The sequence below is a fragment of the Streptomyces sp. NPDC029122 genome (assembly GCF_055569445.1).
This window is the reverse complement of sequence record NZ_JBVHWK010000014.1, coordinates 24,711-40,369: the sequence shown is the minus strand read 5'-3', so window position 1 is coordinate 40,369 and position 15,659 is coordinate 24,711. Positions and strand designations below refer to the sequence as shown.

The 15,659-nt window shown below is 71.9% G+C and carries 16 protein-coding genes; 8 read left to right on the top strand and 8 right to left on the bottom strand.

Features of this window, described 5'->3' with window-relative positions; all coding sequences use genetic code 11:
- The first annotated feature begins 13 nt into the window (after positions 1 to 13).
- Together ACZ4WZ_RS17980 and ppgK are read left to right on the top strand one after the other, a co-directional pair.
- The gene (locus tag ACZ4WZ_RS17980; RefSeq protein WP_467891307.1) at positions 14 to 1,018 is read left to right on the top strand and encodes a 4-hydroxy-3-methylbut-2-enyl diphosphate reductase; all 1,005 of its coding nucleotides are present in this window, start codon (positions 14 to 16) and stop codon (positions 1,016 to 1,018) included.
- A gap of 21 nt (positions 1,019 to 1,039) precedes the next feature.
- Positions 1,040 to 1,789 carry a polyphosphate--glucose phosphotransferase gene (gene ppgK / locus ACZ4WZ_RS17975; RefSeq protein WP_467891305.1) on the top strand — a complete coding sequence of 250 codons (750 nt, stop codon included), beginning with the start codon at positions 1,040 to 1,042 and terminating at the stop codon, positions 1,787 to 1,789.
- A 19-nt stretch (positions 1,790 to 1,808) separates the two neighbouring features.
- Here the strand turns inward: ppgK and ACZ4WZ_RS17970 are convergent, their stop codons facing one another.
- On the bottom strand, positions 1,809 to 2,294 hold the full coding sequence (locus tag ACZ4WZ_RS17970; protein ID WP_467891302.1) for a DUF6542 domain-containing protein: 486 nt from the start codon (positions 2,292 to 2,294) through the stop codon (positions 1,809 to 1,811).
- Between the two features lie 150 nt (positions 2,295 to 2,444).
- Here ACZ4WZ_RS17970 and ychF point away from each other — a divergent pair, with 150 nt between their 5' ends.
- Positions 2,445 to 3,533, top strand: a complete 1,089-nt coding sequence (ychF, locus tag ACZ4WZ_RS17965; protein WP_467891300.1) for a redox-regulated ATPase YchF — start codon at positions 2,445 to 2,447, stop codon at positions 3,531 to 3,533.
- Positions 3,534 to 3,658: 125 nt separating this feature from the next.
- Here the strand turns inward: ychF and ACZ4WZ_RS17960 are convergent, their stop codons facing one another.
- The 4 genes from ACZ4WZ_RS17960 to ACZ4WZ_RS17945 form a co-directional block, all read right to left on the bottom strand.
- Positions 3,659 to 4,618: an SMP-30/gluconolactonase/LRE family protein gene (locus ACZ4WZ_RS17960; protein WP_467891298.1), complete on the bottom strand. Its 960-nt coding sequence runs from the start codon at positions 4,616 to 4,618 to the stop codon at positions 3,659 to 3,661.
- 137 nt (positions 4,619 to 4,755) lie between these two features.
- Complete coding sequence (locus ACZ4WZ_RS17955; RefSeq protein ID WP_467891295.1) at positions 4,756 to 4,935, bottom strand: helix-turn-helix domain-containing protein; 180 nt, start codon at positions 4,933 to 4,935, stop codon at positions 4,756 to 4,758.
- Positions 4,936 to 5,094: 159 nt separating this feature from the next.
- Positions 5,095 to 5,676: a Uma2 family endonuclease gene (locus ACZ4WZ_RS17950; RefSeq protein ID WP_467891293.1), complete on the bottom strand. Its 582-nt coding sequence runs from the start codon at positions 5,674 to 5,676 to the stop codon at positions 5,095 to 5,097.
- 68 nt (positions 5,677 to 5,744) lie between these two features.
- Positions 5,745 to 6,716 (bottom strand): SMP-30/gluconolactonase/LRE family protein, encoded by a 972-nt coding sequence (locus ACZ4WZ_RS17945; RefSeq protein ID WP_467891291.1) that lies wholly within the window; start codon positions 6,714 to 6,716, stop codon positions 5,745 to 5,747.
- Between the two features lie 77 nt (positions 6,717 to 6,793).
- Here ACZ4WZ_RS17945 and ACZ4WZ_RS17940 point away from each other — a divergent pair, with 77 nt between their 5' ends.
- From ACZ4WZ_RS17940 to ACZ4WZ_RS17925, 4 genes are all read left to right on the top strand, one after another.
- Positions 6,794 to 7,231, top strand: coding sequence for a MarR family winged helix-turn-helix transcriptional regulator (locus ACZ4WZ_RS17940; protein WP_467891289.1), 438 nt, complete (start codon positions 6,794 to 6,796; stop codon positions 7,229 to 7,231).
- Between the two features lie 136 nt (positions 7,232 to 7,367).
- The gene (locus ACZ4WZ_RS17935) at positions 7,368 to 8,495 is read left to right on the top strand and encodes an alpha/beta hydrolase (protein WP_467891287.1); all 1,128 of its coding nucleotides are present in this window, start codon (positions 7,368 to 7,370) and stop codon (positions 8,493 to 8,495) included.
- A 285-nt stretch (positions 8,496 to 8,780) separates the two neighbouring features.
- Positions 8,781 to 9,866 (top strand): alpha/beta hydrolase, encoded by a 1,086-nt coding sequence (locus ACZ4WZ_RS17930; RefSeq protein ID WP_467891285.1) that lies wholly within the window; start codon positions 8,781 to 8,783, stop codon positions 9,864 to 9,866.
- A gap of 8 nt (positions 9,867 to 9,874) precedes the next feature.
- Positions 9,875 to 10,654, top strand: a complete 780-nt coding sequence (locus ACZ4WZ_RS17925) for a trypsin-like serine peptidase (RefSeq protein ID WP_467891282.1) — start codon at positions 9,875 to 9,877, stop codon at positions 10,652 to 10,654.
- A 31-nt stretch (positions 10,655 to 10,685) separates the two neighbouring features.
- Here ACZ4WZ_RS17925 and ACZ4WZ_RS17920 read toward each other — a convergent pair whose 3' ends face one another.
- The 3 genes from ACZ4WZ_RS17920 to ACZ4WZ_RS17910 all read right to left on the bottom strand — a co-directional run bounded on the left by ACZ4WZ_RS17920 (position 10,686) and on the right by ACZ4WZ_RS17910 (position 13,739).
- Entirely contained in the window at positions 10,686 to 11,630 is a 945-nt protein-coding gene (locus ACZ4WZ_RS17920) for an EamA family transporter (protein WP_467891280.1), read from the bottom strand.
- Positions 11,631 to 11,675: 45 nt separating this feature from the next.
- Positions 11,676 to 12,494 (bottom strand): isocitrate lyase/PEP mutase family protein, encoded by an 819-nt coding sequence (locus ACZ4WZ_RS17915; protein WP_467891277.1) that lies wholly within the window; start codon positions 12,492 to 12,494, stop codon positions 11,676 to 11,678.
- Between the two features lie 123 nt (positions 12,495 to 12,617).
- Positions 12,618 to 13,739 carry a pyridoxal-phosphate dependent enzyme gene (locus ACZ4WZ_RS17910; RefSeq protein ID WP_467891274.1) on the bottom strand — a complete coding sequence of 374 codons (1,122 nt, stop codon included), beginning with the start codon at positions 13,737 to 13,739 and terminating at the stop codon, positions 12,618 to 12,620.
- A gap of 241 nt (positions 13,740 to 13,980) precedes the next feature.
- On the opposite strand from ACZ4WZ_RS17910, the gene ACZ4WZ_RS17905 reads away from it, so the two are divergent.
- On the top strand, positions 13,981 to 15,552 hold the full coding sequence (locus tag ACZ4WZ_RS17905; RefSeq protein WP_467891271.1) for a S8 family peptidase: 1,572 nt from the start codon (positions 13,981 to 13,983) through the stop codon (positions 15,550 to 15,552).
- The last annotated feature ends 107 nt before the right edge of the window (positions 15,553 to 15,659 follow it).

Sequence of the window (15,659 nt, the reverse complement as noted above, 5' to 3'; positions counted from 1 at the left end):
AGACCCCCGTACGATGGAGCGCATGACTGCTCCCGCCCCCGCTCCCGCCTCCCGCCGCGTCCTGCTCGCCGCCCCGCGCGGTTACTGCGCGGGCGTGGACCGTGCCGTGATCGCTGTCGAGAAGGCCCTCGAGCAGTACGGCGCTCCGGTCTACGTCCGCCACGAGATCGTGCACAACAAGTACGTCGTCCAGACGCTGCAGAAGAAGGGCGCCGTCTTCGTCGAGCGGACGGAGGAGGTCCCGCCGGGCAACATCGTGATGTTCTCCGCGCACGGCGTGGCGCCGGTGGTGCACGAGGAGGCGGCCAACGGCCGGCTCGCGACGATCGACGCGACCTGCCCGCTGGTCACCAAGGTCCACAAGGAAGCCATCCGCTACGCGAACGAGGACTTCGACATCCTCCTCATCGGCCACGAGGGCCACGAGGAGGTCATCGGCACCTCCGGCGAGGCCCCGGACCACATCACCATCGTCGACGGCCCGGACGACGTGGCCAAGGTCGAGGTCCGCGACGAGTCCAAGGTCGTCTGGCTCTCCCAGACCACCCTCTCGGTCGACGAGACGATGGAGACCGTCGACGCGCTGAAGACGAAGTTCCCGCTGCTCGTCTCCCCGCCCAGCGACGACATCTGCTACGCCACCTCGAACCGGCAGGCCGCCGTCAAGGCGATGGGCGCCGATTCCGACCTGGTCATCGTCGTTGGCTCCAAGAACAGCTCGAACTCCATCCGCCTGGTCGAGGTCGCCCTGGACGCCGGCGCCCGCGCCGCCCACCTGGTCGACTTCGCGAGCGAGATCGACGAGGCCTGGCTGGAGGGCGTCACCACGGTCGGGCTGACCTCGGGCGCCTCGGTGCCGGAGGTGCTGGTCGAGCAGGTGCTGGAGTGGCTCGCGGAGCGCGGCTTCGCCGACGTGGAGATCGTCAAGACGGCCGAGGAGTCGATCGTCTTCTCCCTGCCCAAGGAGCTGCGCCGCGACCTGCGCGCCGAAGCCGCCGAACTGGTCGCCGACAAGTAACTCCTTTCGTACCGTATGTCCATGCAGATCTTCGGCGTGGACATTGGCGGTTCCGGCATCAAGGGCGCTCCCGTGGACCTGGAGCGCGGCGAGCTGGCGCGGGAGCGCCACAAGGTGGCGACCCCACAGCCGGCCACCCCCGAGGGGGTGGCCGGCTGTGTCGCGGAAGTGGTGGGCGCCTTCTCCTGGGAGGGCCCGGTCGGTGTCACCTTCCCCGGCGTGGTCACCGGCGGCGTGATCCGGACGGCGGCCAACATGGACAAGGGCTGGGTGGGCGTCGACGCGGCCGCCCTGCTGTCGGACCGGCTGGGCGGCAGGCCGGTCACGGTCCTCAACGACGCCGACGCCGCGGGCGTCGCGGAGATGACGTACGGCGCGGGCCGCGGGGTGGCCGGCACCGTGCTCCTGCTGACCCTGGGCACGGGCATCGGCAGCGCGCTCTTCCTGGACGGCAGGCTCGTACCGAACACGGAGCTGGGCCACCTGGAGCTCAAGGGCCACGACGCGGAGACGCGGGCCTCGGTCAAGGCCAAGGAGGACGGGGACCTCAGCTGGGAGCGCTGGGCGCAGCGGCTGGAGAAGTACCTGGCCCACGTGGAGATGCTCTTCTCCCCGGACCTGCTCATCCTGGGCGGCGGCGTCAGCCGCAAGCCGGAGAAGTTCCTGCCGCTGATCAAGGGCATCCGGGCGGAGATCGTCCCCGCGAAGCTCCAGAACAACGCGGGCATCGTCGGCGCGGCCATGGCCGCCCGCGACCGCGCCGCCCGGTAGGCGGGGGCCGGCGGGCGGGTCAGTAGGCGGCGCTGGACGTCCTGCGCTGCTGCCGGGCGGCCCGCCTGCGCCCGCTCAGCGCGGCCCTGCGCACCAGCGCGATCAGCCCGGCGATCAGCGTGCCCGCGTACAGCCACCCGGCGTGCAGGGACAGCGCGGACACCACCCCCATGAGCTGCCCGCCGAAGCCGCCGGAGCCGCCCGAGACCGGCCACACTCCGGCGGCGAAGGCGATGGGGGCCGAGATCGGCGCGGTGATCAGGTCCGCCGGCCGCACCCACAAGGCGACCGCGGCGGCGACGGGCAGGAAGAGGAGCCCGTACGCGAAGAGCGAGGAGCCGAACAGCAGCCGGCAGACCCCCGCCACCAGCAGCATCGCCACGCAGGCGAACAGCCCGCCGCCGAGCCCGGTCAGCATGGGCCGCGGCAGCCGCCGGGGCGCGGCGGGCCGCCGCGCCTGGGCGGGCACCGGGGCGGGCACCCGCGGGTGACGTACCGAACGCATCCTGTATTGCTCCACCCCACCAAACTAGGCGGGAAGGCGCCCGGATCCCGGTCCGGACACGCGTACAACCAGCGCCGCTCAGCGGAAAGTAAACTGTCCGGTGGCCCACCTCCGGGCCGCCGCCCCCTCCAGCTACGGGAAGTCGCCAACGTGTCGCTCACGATCGGAATCGTCGGCCTGCCGAATGTCGGCAAGTCGACCCTGTTCAACGCCCTGACCAAGAACGACGTGCTGGCGGCCAACTACCCGTTCGCCACCATCGAGCCGAACATCGGCGTGGTCGGCGTCCCCGACCCCCGCCTGGCCAAGCTGGCCGAGATCTTCGGCTCGCAGAAGGTCCTCCCCGCCACGGTCGACTTCGTCGACATCGCGGGCATCGTGCGGGGCGCCTCGGAGGGCGAGGGCCTGGGCAACAAGTTCCTGGCGAACATCCGCGAGTCGGACGCGATCTGCCAGGTCATCCGCGCCTTCAAGGACGAGAACGTCGTCCACGTCGACGGCAAGGTCTCGCCCAAGGACGACATCGAGACGATCAACACCGAGCTGATCCTCGCCGACCTCCAGTCCATCGAGAAGGCCGAGCCGCGCCTGACGAAGGAGTCCCGCCTCCAGAAGGAGAAGGTCGCGGTCCTGGCGGCGGTCGTCGAGGCCAAGAAGATCCTCGAAGCCGGTGACACCCTCTTCTCCAAGGGCATCACCAAGGGCACGGAGAAGGGCGACCTCCTCCACGAGCTCCACCTCCTCACCACGAAGCCGTTCCTGTACGTCTTCAACGTGGACGAGGACGAGCTGACGGACGAGGCCTTCAAGGCGGAGCAGTCCGCCCTGGTCGCCCCGGCCGAGGCGATCTTCCTGAACGCGAAGCTGGAGGCGGACCTCGCGGAGCTGGACGACGAGGAAGCCCTCGAGCTCCTCCAGTCCGTCGGCCAGGACGAGCCCGGCCTCGCCACCCTCGGCCGCGTCGGCTTCGCCACCCTGGGCCTCCAGACCTACCTGACGGCCGGCCCGAAGGAAACCCGCGCCTGGACCATCCAGCAGGGCGCCACCGCCCCCGAGGCGGCCGGCGTCATCCACACCGACTTCCAGCGCGGCTTCATCAAGGCGGAGGTCATTTCCTTCGCGGACCTGGTCGAATGCGGCTCGGTCACGGAGGCCCGCGCCAAGGGCAAGGCCCGCATGGAGGGCAAGGACTACGTCATGCAGGACGGCGACGTGGTGGAGTTCCGCTTCAACGTCTGAGCGGATGAAATGACACCACGTCGCTGACGTGGCGAACATGCAGGTCAGGCTGACCGCCCGTGCCGGGAAAGCCCCTGCGGAGGAGCGTTTCCGCAGGGGCTCGGGGCTGGTTGCGGCCCCGGGGTTCAGAGGGAGGACGGGGCCGGCCAGGGGCGGGGGCCCGGGCCCGTCGGGTGGGTGCCGGTGACGGCCATGACCACCGAGTACAGGCTGGTCTCCGCGGTGATGAACAAGCGGTTGCGCTTGGCGCCGCCCCAGGAGATGTTGGCGACCGTCTCGGGGACGTTGAGGCGGCCGATCAGGGTGCCGTCGGGGTCGTAGCAGTGCACGCCGTCGGCCATCGCGGCCACCCAGAGCCGGCCGCCGTCGTCGAAGCGGAGGTTGTCGAAGCGGGCGTTCTCCCGGGCCCCGGCCTCGGCGAAGACCTCGCCGTCGGACAGGGTGCCGTCGTCGCGCACGTCGAAGACCCGGATGAAGCCCGCCCGGGTGTCGGAGACGAACAGCTGCCGCTCGTCGGCCGAGAAGACCAGCCCGTTCGGCGCGCCGAAGCAGTCCGCGACCAGGCGTACCTCGCCCGTGGCCGGATCGATCCGGTACACGTTGTTGGAGCCGATCTCGCTCTGCGCGCGGTAGCCCTCGTAGTCGCTGGTGATGCCGAAGTCGGGGTCGGAGAACCAGACCGAGCCGTCGGACTTCACGGCCGCGTCGTTCGGGCTGTTCAGGCGCTTGCCCTGCCACCGGTCGGCCAGCACGGTGACGGTGCCGTCGTGTTCGGTCCGGGTCACCCGGCGGTTGCCCTGCTCACAGGTGATCAGCCTGCCCTCGCGGTCGAGGGTGTTGCCGTTGGTGTGCCCGGCGGAGCGGCGGAAGACGGCGACCGAGCCGGTCTCCTCGTCCCACCGCAGCATCCGGTCGTTGGGGATGTCGCTCCAGACCAGCTGGCGCCAGGCCGGCACGTAGATCGGCCCCTCGGCCCAGCGGCAGCCGGTGTACAGGACCTCCAGGGCCTCGTCACCGTTCATGCACCGCCCGGTACGGAACCGGTCGTCCAGCATCTCGTACAGCCCCGGGTGCTCGCTGCTCATCGGGCCCGCTCCTCACTAAGGACATCCTGCCGAATGTGAATCGGCCTGATGGGGAGATTGCAGGATCACGTATGGCAGCTGCAAGAGGATTCCGAACGGAGAGTTGTGGATCACATTCGAGAGCGCGTTGTCGGGGCTCAGGTGGTCCGGAGGGCCGCCAGGAAGTCCAGGCGGGTTTCCAGGCGGGCCAGGTCCGTGTCCGTCAGCTCTTCGATACGGGCGATGCGGTGGCGCAGCGAGCTGACGTGGAGGTGGAGCCGGGCGGCGGTTCTCGTCCAGGACGCGTCGCACTCCAGGAACGCCTCCAGCGTGGTCATCAGTCCGGTCCGGTGGCGGCGGTCGTGGTCGCGGAGGGGGCCGGGCGGCGAACGACCGGCGGGTGTCGGCCGGGATGAGCGGCAGCAGCGAGGGGAAGGCGGGGCTCTGACGGCCCGTGCCCGGGGCGGTACGCGCCGCCCCGGGCATACGAGCGGCGTTCAGGCGCTGCGCGACGGTGTGAGCTTGTCGAGGTCCAGGGTGATCTCGAAGGGCACCGGGCGCCGGAGGGCGCCCCGGAAGATCCCGGCGGGCGCGTAGGCGCCGGTGGGTTCGTCGAGCTCGTAGACGTGGACGACGGGCGCCCCGTCCTCGTCCTCGATGCACCAGTAGTGCGGGATGCCGGCCTCCGCGTACTTGCGGAGTTTGACCGTGCGGTCCCGGTGGGCGGATTCGGGGGAGACGACCTCGATGACGAGCTTTACGTCCTCGGGGGCGTACCAGGTGCGGTCGGGGTCGTAGGGAAGGTCCGTCAGCAGGAGGTCCGGCTCCGGGCGGTTGCGGGGGTCCAGGCGAATCGTCATCTCCCGCTCGACCTCGAAGCGGGCTGGTGCCTGTGCCATGAGCGTGGTGGTGAGGGCGGTCACGAGGCGGCCGTGCCAGGCACGCTGGGGCGACATCATGAAGACGAGGGCTCCGTCGATGAGCTCGGTGTGGCGGGGTGCCTCGGGGAGGCGGTCCAGGTCCTCCGCGAACCAGCCTTCCGCGCGCGGCGGGCGCATCCAGTCGGGCAGTGCGGTCATGGCTTCACGGTAGCGGTCCCGAGCCCCCTCCGAACGCGGTTCCCCGCCGCTTTGCTTTCTCGCCGGCGTCACAGCCCCCGGACCTCGGCCACCGAGAAGGTGACCGGCTCGCCGGTCGAGGGGGTCATGGGGCCGCCCTTGTCGAACTGGGAGCGGACCACCAGGGTGCGGCCCGGGGTGTGGGCCAGGGTGGTGGGGATCTGGAGGGAGGCGTCCGTCAGGGTGCGGGTCAGTCGGGCGCGGGTGCCGTCCGGGCTGAGCTGCCAGCGGGTCAGGGTGTTGGTGACGTTGTGCGCCGCCCGGAGGGTGCCGGCGGGGGAGAGCTGGATGCCGTCGGCGGCCTTGAGATCACCGCCGGTCAGGGCGACCCGGCTCAGGGCGCCGGTGCGCAGGTCGACGCGGTGCAGCTCGCCTCCGGTCATGTCGACCGTCAGCAGGTAGCGGCCCGCCCGGTCCGAGGTGATCCCGTTGAGCGTGAGGTGGCCGGGCGGCGGCGGGGTGACGTGCCCGCTCAGGTCGTACGCCACCGTCAGCGGGCCGGAGCCGGCGCGCAGCTGCCCGGGGGTGACGCGGTAGATCACCGCGCGGACGCTGTCCGTCAGGTAGGCGGTGCCGTCCGGGGTGACGGTCAGGTCGTTGATGAAGTGCGGGGTGTCCGCCGCGGCCTCGAACCGCGCCAGGCGGGTGCCCGTCGCCGTGTCGTACACCGCCACCCCCGCCGTGGAGTCCGTGACCCACAGCCGGCCCCGGGCGTCGACGCGCAGGCCGTTCGCCGTGCGCCGGCCGTCGGTGCCGGACGGGAGGAACACCTCGGCGGTACGGGCACCCGGACGGGCGCGGTACACGGTGCCGTCCGCGTACGAGCCGACGTACACGGTGCCCGTGCGCGGGTCGGCGGCTATGCCCTCCGGGTAGACCTTCGAGCCGGGGAGGGTGAAGGCGGTCCCCACGGGGGACGGTGCGGGCGCGGCGCCCGTGGTGAGGGCGGCGGTCAGGGCGACGGCGGCGGCGGAGAGCAGGACGTGAGTGAACTTACGCACAGGTGAACCCTTCTTGATCAGTGAGTTCGCAGAGTAGTTAGGGCTCTAATGATTGGCAAGGGTCGTAGGATGCCGCAATGACCTCCATGCCTCCCGAGGAGCGCATCGGTGCGCACATCAAGCGCGCCGAGCAGGCGCTCCTCGCGGCGAAGACCGCCGCCTGCAAGCCGGCCGCAGTAACGGTTCCGCAGTACGCGGCCCTGCTCTGGCTCGCCGAGAAGCCGGGCATCTCCGCGGCCGCCCTCGCCCGGCTCTGCGGGGTCACACCCCCCACCATGAACACCGTTCTGAAGAACCTCCACGAGCGCGGCCTCATCGAGCGCACCCCCCACGAGTGGCACCGCAACGTGCTGGAGACCCGGCTCACCCCCGAGGGCCGCGCCGCGATGGAGCTGGCCGACGCCGGCGCCGTCCGCGTCGAGACCGCCCTCGCCGCCGCCCTCACGGACCAGGAGCGCACCCAGCTCATCGAGCTGCTCGGACGGTGCGCGGAGGTGCTCGACGGCCAGCGGTGAGCCGCCGGAAACCTGATGCTCCGGGCAGGTCTTTGCAAGGATTTGGAACTTTTCACAGGCTCCGCACATCAGGACTAGGGGATGTCCATCCGCACTGTCCCGCCCGGGGCAGGCCGAACCGTTCGGAGCGAAGCCCGTGCACGAGTACCCGCAGCAGTCGTCCGGCCATGAGCCCGAGCGGGGGCAGGGCCGCAGGAAGTCGCGGCGCGCGATGTGGATCGGCGCCGGCGTCGCCGGCGCGCTGCTCCTCGGCGGCGGCGGCTTCGCCGCCTACGAGAACGAGTGGTTCGACGGCAACGGCGAGGCCGTCAGCTTCGGCAAGCCCGCCCCGCCCGCCGCCACGGACGCCGGCGCCGGAGGGAAGAAGGCGGAGCCCTCCGCCCCGGCCAGACCCACCGGCGACCCGGACGTGCAGATGCCGTCCGGCCCGAAGTCCGACTTCAAGCAGACCACCAAGCTCGACGACGGCACCGTCATCGCCAAGACCCGCCTGGCCGGCGCCAAGTCGGGCTTCGAGGGCGACGTCTGGGTCTGGGCCCCCAAGGAGTACGACGACCCGAAGTACGCCAAGAGCGCCTTCCCGGTCCTCATAGCCCTCCCCGGCGGCAACGGCTTCCCGACGAACTACTGGGCCGACCGCAGCCTCGGCCTGCAGAAGGCCGTCTCCGAGGGCGTCCAGGCCGGTACCAGCCTGCCCTTCGTCCTGATCATGCCGGTGCTCAACCCGGACAACAAGTACTACTACGACGGTGCCGACATACCGGGTCAGCCGAAGATGGGCACCTGGATCGCCGAGGACGTCCCGGACTTCGCCCGCGCGAACTTCCGTACGTACAAGTCCCGCGACGGCTGGGCCTTCATGGGCTCCTCCTCGGGCGCCTTCGTCGGCATGAAGACGCTCCTGCAGCACCCGGACAAGTTCAAGGCCGTGATCGCCAGCGGCGGCGAGATCACCCCCGACTCCCCGCTCTGGAGGGGCCACCAGGCGGAGATGGACGCCAACAATCCCGAGAGGCTCGCCGAGAAGCTGATCGAGAGCGGCGGCCCGGACGTCTACATCAACTTCCAGGTGGGCACGAAGGAGTCCGGCAAGGACCGGATGGCGAAATTCGTGCAGCAGTACGGCAAGGGCCCGGTCAAGACGACCATCCGCGACATCCAGAACGGCGAGCACAACGGCTGGCACTACGTGCGCGGCATGAAGGAAGGCTCGCTGGAGTGGGTCAGCAAGGTGCTGAAGGGCCCCAAGCCCGAGGCCGGCTGACCGGCGCCCGTACGCCCGGACCGCGCCCCGTTCCCGCGGCCCGTTCCGCCCCCTCCCCTCCCGCGGCCCCTTCCTCGCCCCTTCCTCGCCCCGTTCCCGCACGCCGGACCGCCGCCCGCCCCGCCGCCCGACCCGTCGCCGGACTCCGCCACGTGGCCCTCGCCACGTCGCCCCGGTCCCAGGCAACCCATACGGTCGTTCACACCTCTGTACAGGTGTCAAGGGGGACCAATCGGTCCGACCCGCGCCCAACCAGGGCGCCGGAGAAGGAACGGGAACAATTCAGTGCAGTATGACCACCAAGGCGACGGTAGCCCCCTGACCAAGGGCGGCCGTCGCCCCCCGCGCCCGCGCAGGCGCCACGTCCTGATCGGCGGCGGGCTCGCGCTCGCCCTCGCCGCCGGGGGCGGCGCGGCGTACAAGGCCGGCCTCTTCTCGGACGTGGGGGACCCGGTCTCCTTCGGGAAGATCCAGGAGTCGGCGGCCGCCGAGGACGTCCGCCCCGAGGTGCTGATGCCGACCGGCCCCAAGGCCGAGTTCACGCGCACCAGCCGGCTGCCGGACGGCACGCAGATCGCGGTGACCACCGTGACCGGCCGGAAGTCCGGCTTCACCGGTGACGTGTGGGTGTGGGTGCCCAAGGAGTACGACGACCCGAAGTACGCCAAGAGCGCCTTCCCCGTGCTGATCTCCCTGCCCGGCGGCCGCGGCTACCCCAAGAACTACTGGGGCACCGGACCCGGCCTCGGCCTCCAGCAGGCCGTGATCGACGGGGTCAAGGCCGGCACCAGCCTGCCCTTCATCCTCGTCATGCCGGTGATCAACGCGGACACCAAGCACCACTTCGACGGGTCGGACATCCCCGGTCAGCCGAAGATGGGCACCTGGATGGCCGATGACATCCCGGATTTCACGAAGGCCAATTTCCGCACCTTCACCTCCCGCGACGGCTGGGCCTTCATGGGCTCCTCCTCGGGCGGTTTCGGCGCCTTCAAGCACGTGCTGAAGTACCCCGAACGCTTCAAGGCGGTCATCGCCAGCGGGACCGACTTCGTCCCCGACTCCCCGCTGTGGAAGGGGAACCAGCAGGCCATGGACGAGAACAACCCCGAGAAGCTCGCCGAGAAGCTGATCAAGGAGGGGGGTCCGGAGGTGTGGATCAACTTCCAGATCGGCACCAAGGAGAGCGGCCGCGACCTGGCCGAGCGGTTCATGCGCGAGTACGGCAGGGGCCCCGTGCACACTCGGCTCCAGGTGATCCAGGATGGTGAGCACAACGGAAAGTCCTACGTGCGCGGAATGAGGGAGGGCTCCCTGGAGTGGATCAGCAAGGTGATGCGAGGACCGACACCCGACCCCGCCGTGCGATGAGCCCCGCGGTGAAGGGGGCCACCGCGGTGGCCGCCGCCGGGATCGCGATGGTGTGCGCCGTCGCGTTCCTCAAGGCGCCCGGCGACCGCCCGGTGCACCCCTTCCCCACCGTCGGCGTGCTCATGGCCAACGGCGAGCACTGGTGCACGGCGAGCGTGGTCGACAGCCCCAGGGGCAACGTCGTCGCGACCGCCGCGCACTGCGTCGCCCCGGCGGGCGAGCACGGAGTGCCGGGCGAGGTCGCCCACGACGGCCTCGCCATCGGCGAGCTCTCCTTCGCGCCCGCCTTCTCCGGGGAGGGCTCGGGCACCCAGCCCCTCGGCGTGTGGAAGGTCCGCTCGATCCACGTCGACGAACGCTGGACGAAGTGGGGCGAGGACACCGCCGACTTCGCCTTCCTCACCATCGAGCCGGACGAGGACGGCCGCAGCGTCCAGGAGGCCGTCGGGGGCAAGGGCGAGGCGCCCGCGCCCGACTGGACCTCCGGGTACGAGCGGGAGGTCACCGTCGTCGGCTACCCGGAGTCCGAGCACAACCCGCAGAACAAGCCCGTGTCCTGCACCACCCAGACCCGCCACGACCTCGACGACCCCGACCTGCTGTACATCAGCTGCTCGGGCTTCTGGACCGGCACCAGCGGCAGCCCCTGGATCGCCGACCGCGGGGGCACGGGACAGCCGGGCCGGCTGATCGGCGTGCTCAGCGGCGGGGAAACGGACGTGGACTCCACCGCCGCGCTGTACGACGAGCGGGCCAAGGCCCTGTACGAGCGCGCGGCCAGGGGCTGAGCCGGGCCGCGCGCGTCCGCCCCGGGCGCGGCTACGCGCGGCGTTCCGTACTGACGATCACGCCCACCGCCGCCACCACGATCGCGCCGCCGAGCACGATGGGCAGGGTCAGCGGTTCGTCCAGGATGAGCGCGCCCAGCGCGACGGCCACCACCGGATTGACGTACGCGTACGTGGCCACGAGCGACAGCGGCGCCGCCTGGAGCAGCCACGCGTACGCCGTGAAACCGACCACCGACCCGATCAGCACGAGGTAGCCCAGCGCCACCCACGAGGCGGTGGAGAAGGCACCCACGTCCAGGCCGCGCTGCTCGCCGCGCACCAGCCCCACGACCACCCCGCCGACCCCGCCCGCCAGCATCTGGTACGCGGAACCCGCGAACGGATTCTCCGGCAGCGGCAGCTTCGACGCCGAGAACGAGCCCAGCGACCACAGCACCGAGGCCGCCAGCACCATCAGCACCCCCCACAGCCGCACCTCCCCGCTGAGTCCCGGGCTGGTCAGCACCCCCAGCCCGGCGAGCCCCACCAGCACCCCGGCCACGGTGCGCGGCGACGGCCGGTCCCCGCTGCCCGCCCGCAGCACCACCACCCACATCGGCACCGCCGCCACCAGCAGCGCGGCCAGCCCGGAGGGGATGGCGGTCTCGGCCAGCACCACCAGCCCGTTGCCGCCCAGGATGAGCAGCAGGCCGACCACGACCGCCGAGCGGGCCTGCGCGGCCGTGACCCTGAGCGCGGCCGGCCCGTACCGCCAGGCGACGATGCCGGCCAGCACCAGGCCGGCGGTGATGAAGCGGGCCCCGGCGGAGAGGAAGGGCGGCATGGTCTGGACGACGATCCGGATGCCGAGGTAGGTCGAGCCCCAGACCACGTACACGAGCGTCAGCGCGAACCACACGGCCCCGGTCGTCCTGCGGCGCGCGGTGTCCGCCGTCGCGCCGCCCGTGCCGTTTATCGGAGTCGAGGTTCCCATGGCCGGATCCTACGGTCGTTGCCCCCTGCAAGCTTCCCGGTTATCTCACCCCTTGAGCAGCGCGTTCAGCTCCCCGTACGGCAGCGCGCCGGCGAGGGACCCGTAGGTGCCGCCGGCCAGCAGTTCCTCGGTGGCGCGGCGGACGACCGCGTACGCGGCCTCGGCCACCCAGGAGCCGAGGCTGACGCGGGCCACGCCGAGGGCGCCGAGCTCGGCGACGGACGGGGCGCCGGGACCGACGAGGACGTTGAGCGGGGCGCCGATCCCCTTGGCGAGCTCGGCGACGGTGGCGGGATCGGTGACCCCGGGCACGAAGACCCCGGTGGCGCCGGCGGCGAGGTAGGCCGCGGCGCGGGAGAGGGTCTCGTCGAGGCGGGTGCCGCTCTCGCCGAGGCCGAAGAGGTACGTGTCCACGCGGGCGTTGATGTACAGCGGCACCCCGGCCGCCTCGGCGGCGGCACGGGCCGCGGCCAGGCGCTCCGCCTGCTCGGCCGGGGCGCGGCGGCCGTCCTCGATGTTGATGCCGACCGCGCCGGCGGCCAGCACCCCGGTGACGGTCTCGCCGACCCCGGCGGCGTCGGCCGCGAAGCCGCCCTCGATGTCGGCGGTGACGGGTACGGAGACGGCCGAGGCCACCCGGGCGATCAGGTCCAGCGCCCGCTCCCGCGCGAGCGCGTCCCCGTCGGGGGACCCGAGCGACCAGGCGACACCGGCGCTGGTGGTGGCCACCGCCGGCGCCCCGGCGGCCTCCACGACGCGGGCACTGGCGACGTCCCAGGCGTTGGCGAGGGCGAGGGGGGCGGCGGGGGTGTGCAGCGCGGTGAAGGCGGCGGCCCGGGCGGCGTGGTCAAGGTGGGTGGTCATGGGGCCAGTTGACCAGACCGGGCGGCCCCGCGGCTGGCGGTTTTCCGACGTCCACGTCACGGCGCCGCCCGGGTCACGGTGCCGCCCACCTCACGGCGCCGCCCGGGCCGGTGCCGCCGCGCCTCAGGACGGAAGGGCGGCCAGGCCCGATGTGGCGCCGGCGCCGCACAGCGGGAGGACCGCCGTGCGGCCGCGCAGGGGGTCGCCGGGGGCGGTGGGGCACACCGCCGCCCAGCAGGCCGCCGCCGTCGGTTCCACGAACAGGCCGCGCCGCGCCAGGTCCTGCTGGGCCTCGCGCAGCCGGTCGTCCGCAACCGTGAGGAAGGTGCCGCCGGACTTGCGGACCGCGGCCAGGATCTGCCGGGCCCGCGGCGGGGCGGGGATCGCGATGCCCTCCGCCAGGGTCGGCAGCTGCGGTACCGCGGCGGCGTCCTCGGCGCCCGCCGCGAAGGCCGCCGCGAGCGGGGACACCGCCTCCGCCTGGACTCCGATCAGCGCGGGCGGCCGTACCCCGCGCCGGGCCAGTTCCTCCACCGCCAGCGCGGCGCCCAGCAGCAGGGTGCCGTTGCCCACCGGTACGACCAGCGCCTCCGGGAGCCGCCCGCCGAGGGCCTCCCAGATCTCGTAGGCGTACGTCTTCGTGCCGTGCAGGAAGTACGGGTTGAAGACGTGGCTCGCGTAGAAGACCCCCGGTTCGTCCGCGGCGGCCCGCGCGGCCAGCGCCGTGGCCTCGCGCCCGCCCGCGACGACCCGTACGGCCGCGCCGTGGGCCCGCATCTGCCCGGTCTTCTTCTCCGAGGTGCCCTCCGGCACGAAAACTTCACAACTCAGCCCGGCCCGGGCGCAGTACGCCGCCACGGACGTCCCGGCGTTGCCGCTGCTGTCGGCGATCACCCGCTCCGGGGCCAGCCGCCGCGCCAGTTCGGCGAGCATGACCGCGCCCCGGTCCTTGAAGGACAGCGTCGGCATCAGGAAGTCGAGTTTGGCGTGAATCCTCTCCGCGAGCGGCACCAGCGGGGTGTGCCCCTCCGAGAGCGAGACCGAGAACGCCCCCGGCAGCGGCAGCGCGGGCGCGAACCGCCACAACGAGTGGGGGCCGGCGGCCGGTTCCAGCGCGATGGCCGGATCGGGTGTGAAGTCGAGGTCCCAGGGACCGCCGCAGAGAGGGCAGCACCACGGGGCGGTCCGCACGTCCGCGCGCGTGCCGTCCTCGGGACAGACGTATCCGGGAAGTGCGTGCGTCATGTGCGGAGCGCCTTTGCTCGTTCATGGCCGTTGTATGGCGCAGATGTTACGCGTCCGTTGTGCCTCCGTTGTGCTCTTGTGGGATGCGGCACGGGTGGGTCAACCTTTGCGGGACGACGGCCCGTTCGGGCGGAATCGTTGTCATGGACATGCCTGAAACAGGAAATCCCCGCGTGTCCGGGCACCGCCGCACCGCCGCACGCGCCGTCGCACTCCACCCCCTACGAGGAGGACCCCCCACATGTCCGTGATCCGTCACACCCGCCGGAGGATCGCCGGCGTCAGCGCGACCGCCGTCGTGGCCCTCGCGCTCGGCGCGGCCGCCGCCCTGCCCGCCTCCGCGGCCGACGGCCCCCAGGGCGTCATCGAGAACGCCGGAGCTCCCGGGGCCGTCCCCGGCAGCTACATCGTGACCCTGGAGGACTCCGCCGCCCGCTCCACCGCCGACAGCGGAAAGGCCGTCGCCAAGCGGTACGGAGCGAAGATCGACCGGGTCTACAGCGCGGCCCTCAACGGCTACTCCGTCGAGGTCTCCGAGGCGCAGGCCAGAAAGCTCGCCGCCGACCCGGCCGTGCGGTCGGTCGTGCAGAACCGGACCTTCACCGTGGACGCCACCCAGCCCAGCCCGCCGTCCTGGGGCCTGGACCGCATCGACCAGCGGGCCCTCCCGCTCGACCAGAGCTACACCTACCCGGACAAGGCCGGCGAGGGCGTCACCGCGTACATCATCGACACCGGCGTCCGCAAGACGCACCAGGACTTCGGCGGCCGCGCCGTCGACGGCTACGACGCGATCGACAACGACAACACCGCCCAGGACGGCCACGGCCACGGCACGCACGTGGCCGGTACCGTCGGCGGCGGGGCGTACGGCGTGGCCAAGAAGGTCAAGATCGTCGGCGTCCGCGTGCTCAACAACCAGGGCTCGGGCACGACCGCCCAGGTCGTCGCCGGCATCGACTGGGTGACCCGCAACGCGGTGAAGCCGGCCGTGGCCAACATGTCGCTCGGCGGCGGCGCGGACTCCGCGCTCGACACCGCCGTACGCAACTCCGTCGCCGCAGGCATCACCTACGCGGTCGCGGCGGGCAACGAGTCCACCGACGCCTCCACCAAGTCCCCCGCGCGCGTCGCCGAGGCCATCACGGTCGGCGCCACCACCAACACCGACGCGAAGGCCAGTTACTCCAACTACGGCTCCGTCCTGGACATCTTCGCGCCGGGCTCCTCCATCACCTCCACGTGGGGCACGGGCGACACCGCCACCAACACCATCTCCGGCACCTCGATGGCCTCGCCGCACGTCGCGGGCGCGGCGGCCCTGTACCTCTCGCAGAACCCGGCGAGCACCCCGGCGCAGATCCGTGACGCCCTGGTCGCGGCGTCCACCCCGAACGTGGTGACCAGCCCCGGCACCGGCTCCCCCAACCGCCTGCTCAACGTGGGCGGGAGCACCACGCCGCCGAACCCGGGCACCAGGTTCGAGAACACGGCGGACTACGCGGTCAACGACAACGCCACCGTCGACTCGCCGGTGACCGTCAGCGGGATATCCGGCAACGCCCCGGCGGCGCTGAGCGTCTCGGTCGACATCAAGCACACCTACATCGGTGACCTGAAGGTCGACCTCATCGCCCCCGACGGAACGGCCTACAACCTGCACAACCGCAGCGGCGGCAGCGCCGACAACATCATCAAGACCTACACGGTCAACGCCTCGGCCGAGGTGGCCAACGGTGTGTGGAAGCTGCGGGTGAACGACAACGCCAACGTCGACACCGGCAAGATCGATTCCTGGGCGCTGCAGTTCTGACGCCCGAGGCCTCCGCCCGGGCGACCGGGTGGCGAGGGGCGCGATAACAGGCTGGATCGCGCGATGAACGCGGGGGCGACCGACTGCTCGGTCGCCCCCGCTGCGTA

Bases quoted from the DNA above. Each gene is read 5' to 3' on its own strand.
- ACZ4WZ_RS17940 (WP_467891289.1), top strand. From the start codon at position 6,794: ATGACCTCCATGCCTCCCGAGGAGCGCATCGGTGCGCACATCAAGCGC.
- ACZ4WZ_RS17960 (WP_467891298.1), bottom strand. From the start codon at position 4,618: ATGAGCAGCGAGCACCCGGGGCTGTACGAGATGCTGGACGACCGGTTC.
- ACZ4WZ_RS17980 (WP_467891307.1), top strand. From the start codon at position 14: ATGGAGCGCATGACTGCTCCCGCCCCCGCTCCCGCCTCCCGCCGCGTC.
- ACZ4WZ_RS17905 (WP_467891271.1), top strand. From the start codon at position 13,981: ATGTCCGTGATCCGTCACACCCGCCGGAGGATCGCCGGCGTCAGCGCG.
- ppgK (WP_467891305.1), top strand. From the start codon at position 1,040: ATGCAGATCTTCGGCGTGGACATTGGCGGTTCCGGCATCAAGGGCGCT.
- ACZ4WZ_RS17915 (WP_467891277.1), bottom strand. From the start codon at position 12,494: ATGACCACCCACCTTGACCACGCCGCCCGGGCCGCCGCCTTCACCGCG.
- ACZ4WZ_RS17910 (WP_467891274.1), bottom strand. From the start codon at position 13,739: ATGACGCACGCACTTCCCGGATACGTCTGTCCCGAGGACGGCACGCGC.
- ACZ4WZ_RS17970 (WP_467891302.1), bottom strand. From the start codon at position 2,294: ATGCGTTCGGTACGTCACCCGCGGGTGCCCGCCCCGGTGCCCGCCCAG.
- ACZ4WZ_RS17920 (WP_467891280.1), bottom strand. From the start codon at position 11,630: ATGGGAACCTCGACTCCGATAAACGGCACGGGCGGCGCGACGGCGGAC.
- ACZ4WZ_RS17955 (WP_467891295.1), bottom strand. From the start codon at position 4,935: ATGACCACGCTGGAGGCGTTCCTGGAGTGCGACGCGTCCTGGACGAGA.
- ACZ4WZ_RS17950 (WP_467891293.1), bottom strand. From the start codon at position 5,676: ATGACCGCACTGCCCGACTGGATGCGCCCGCCGCGCGCGGAAGGCTGG.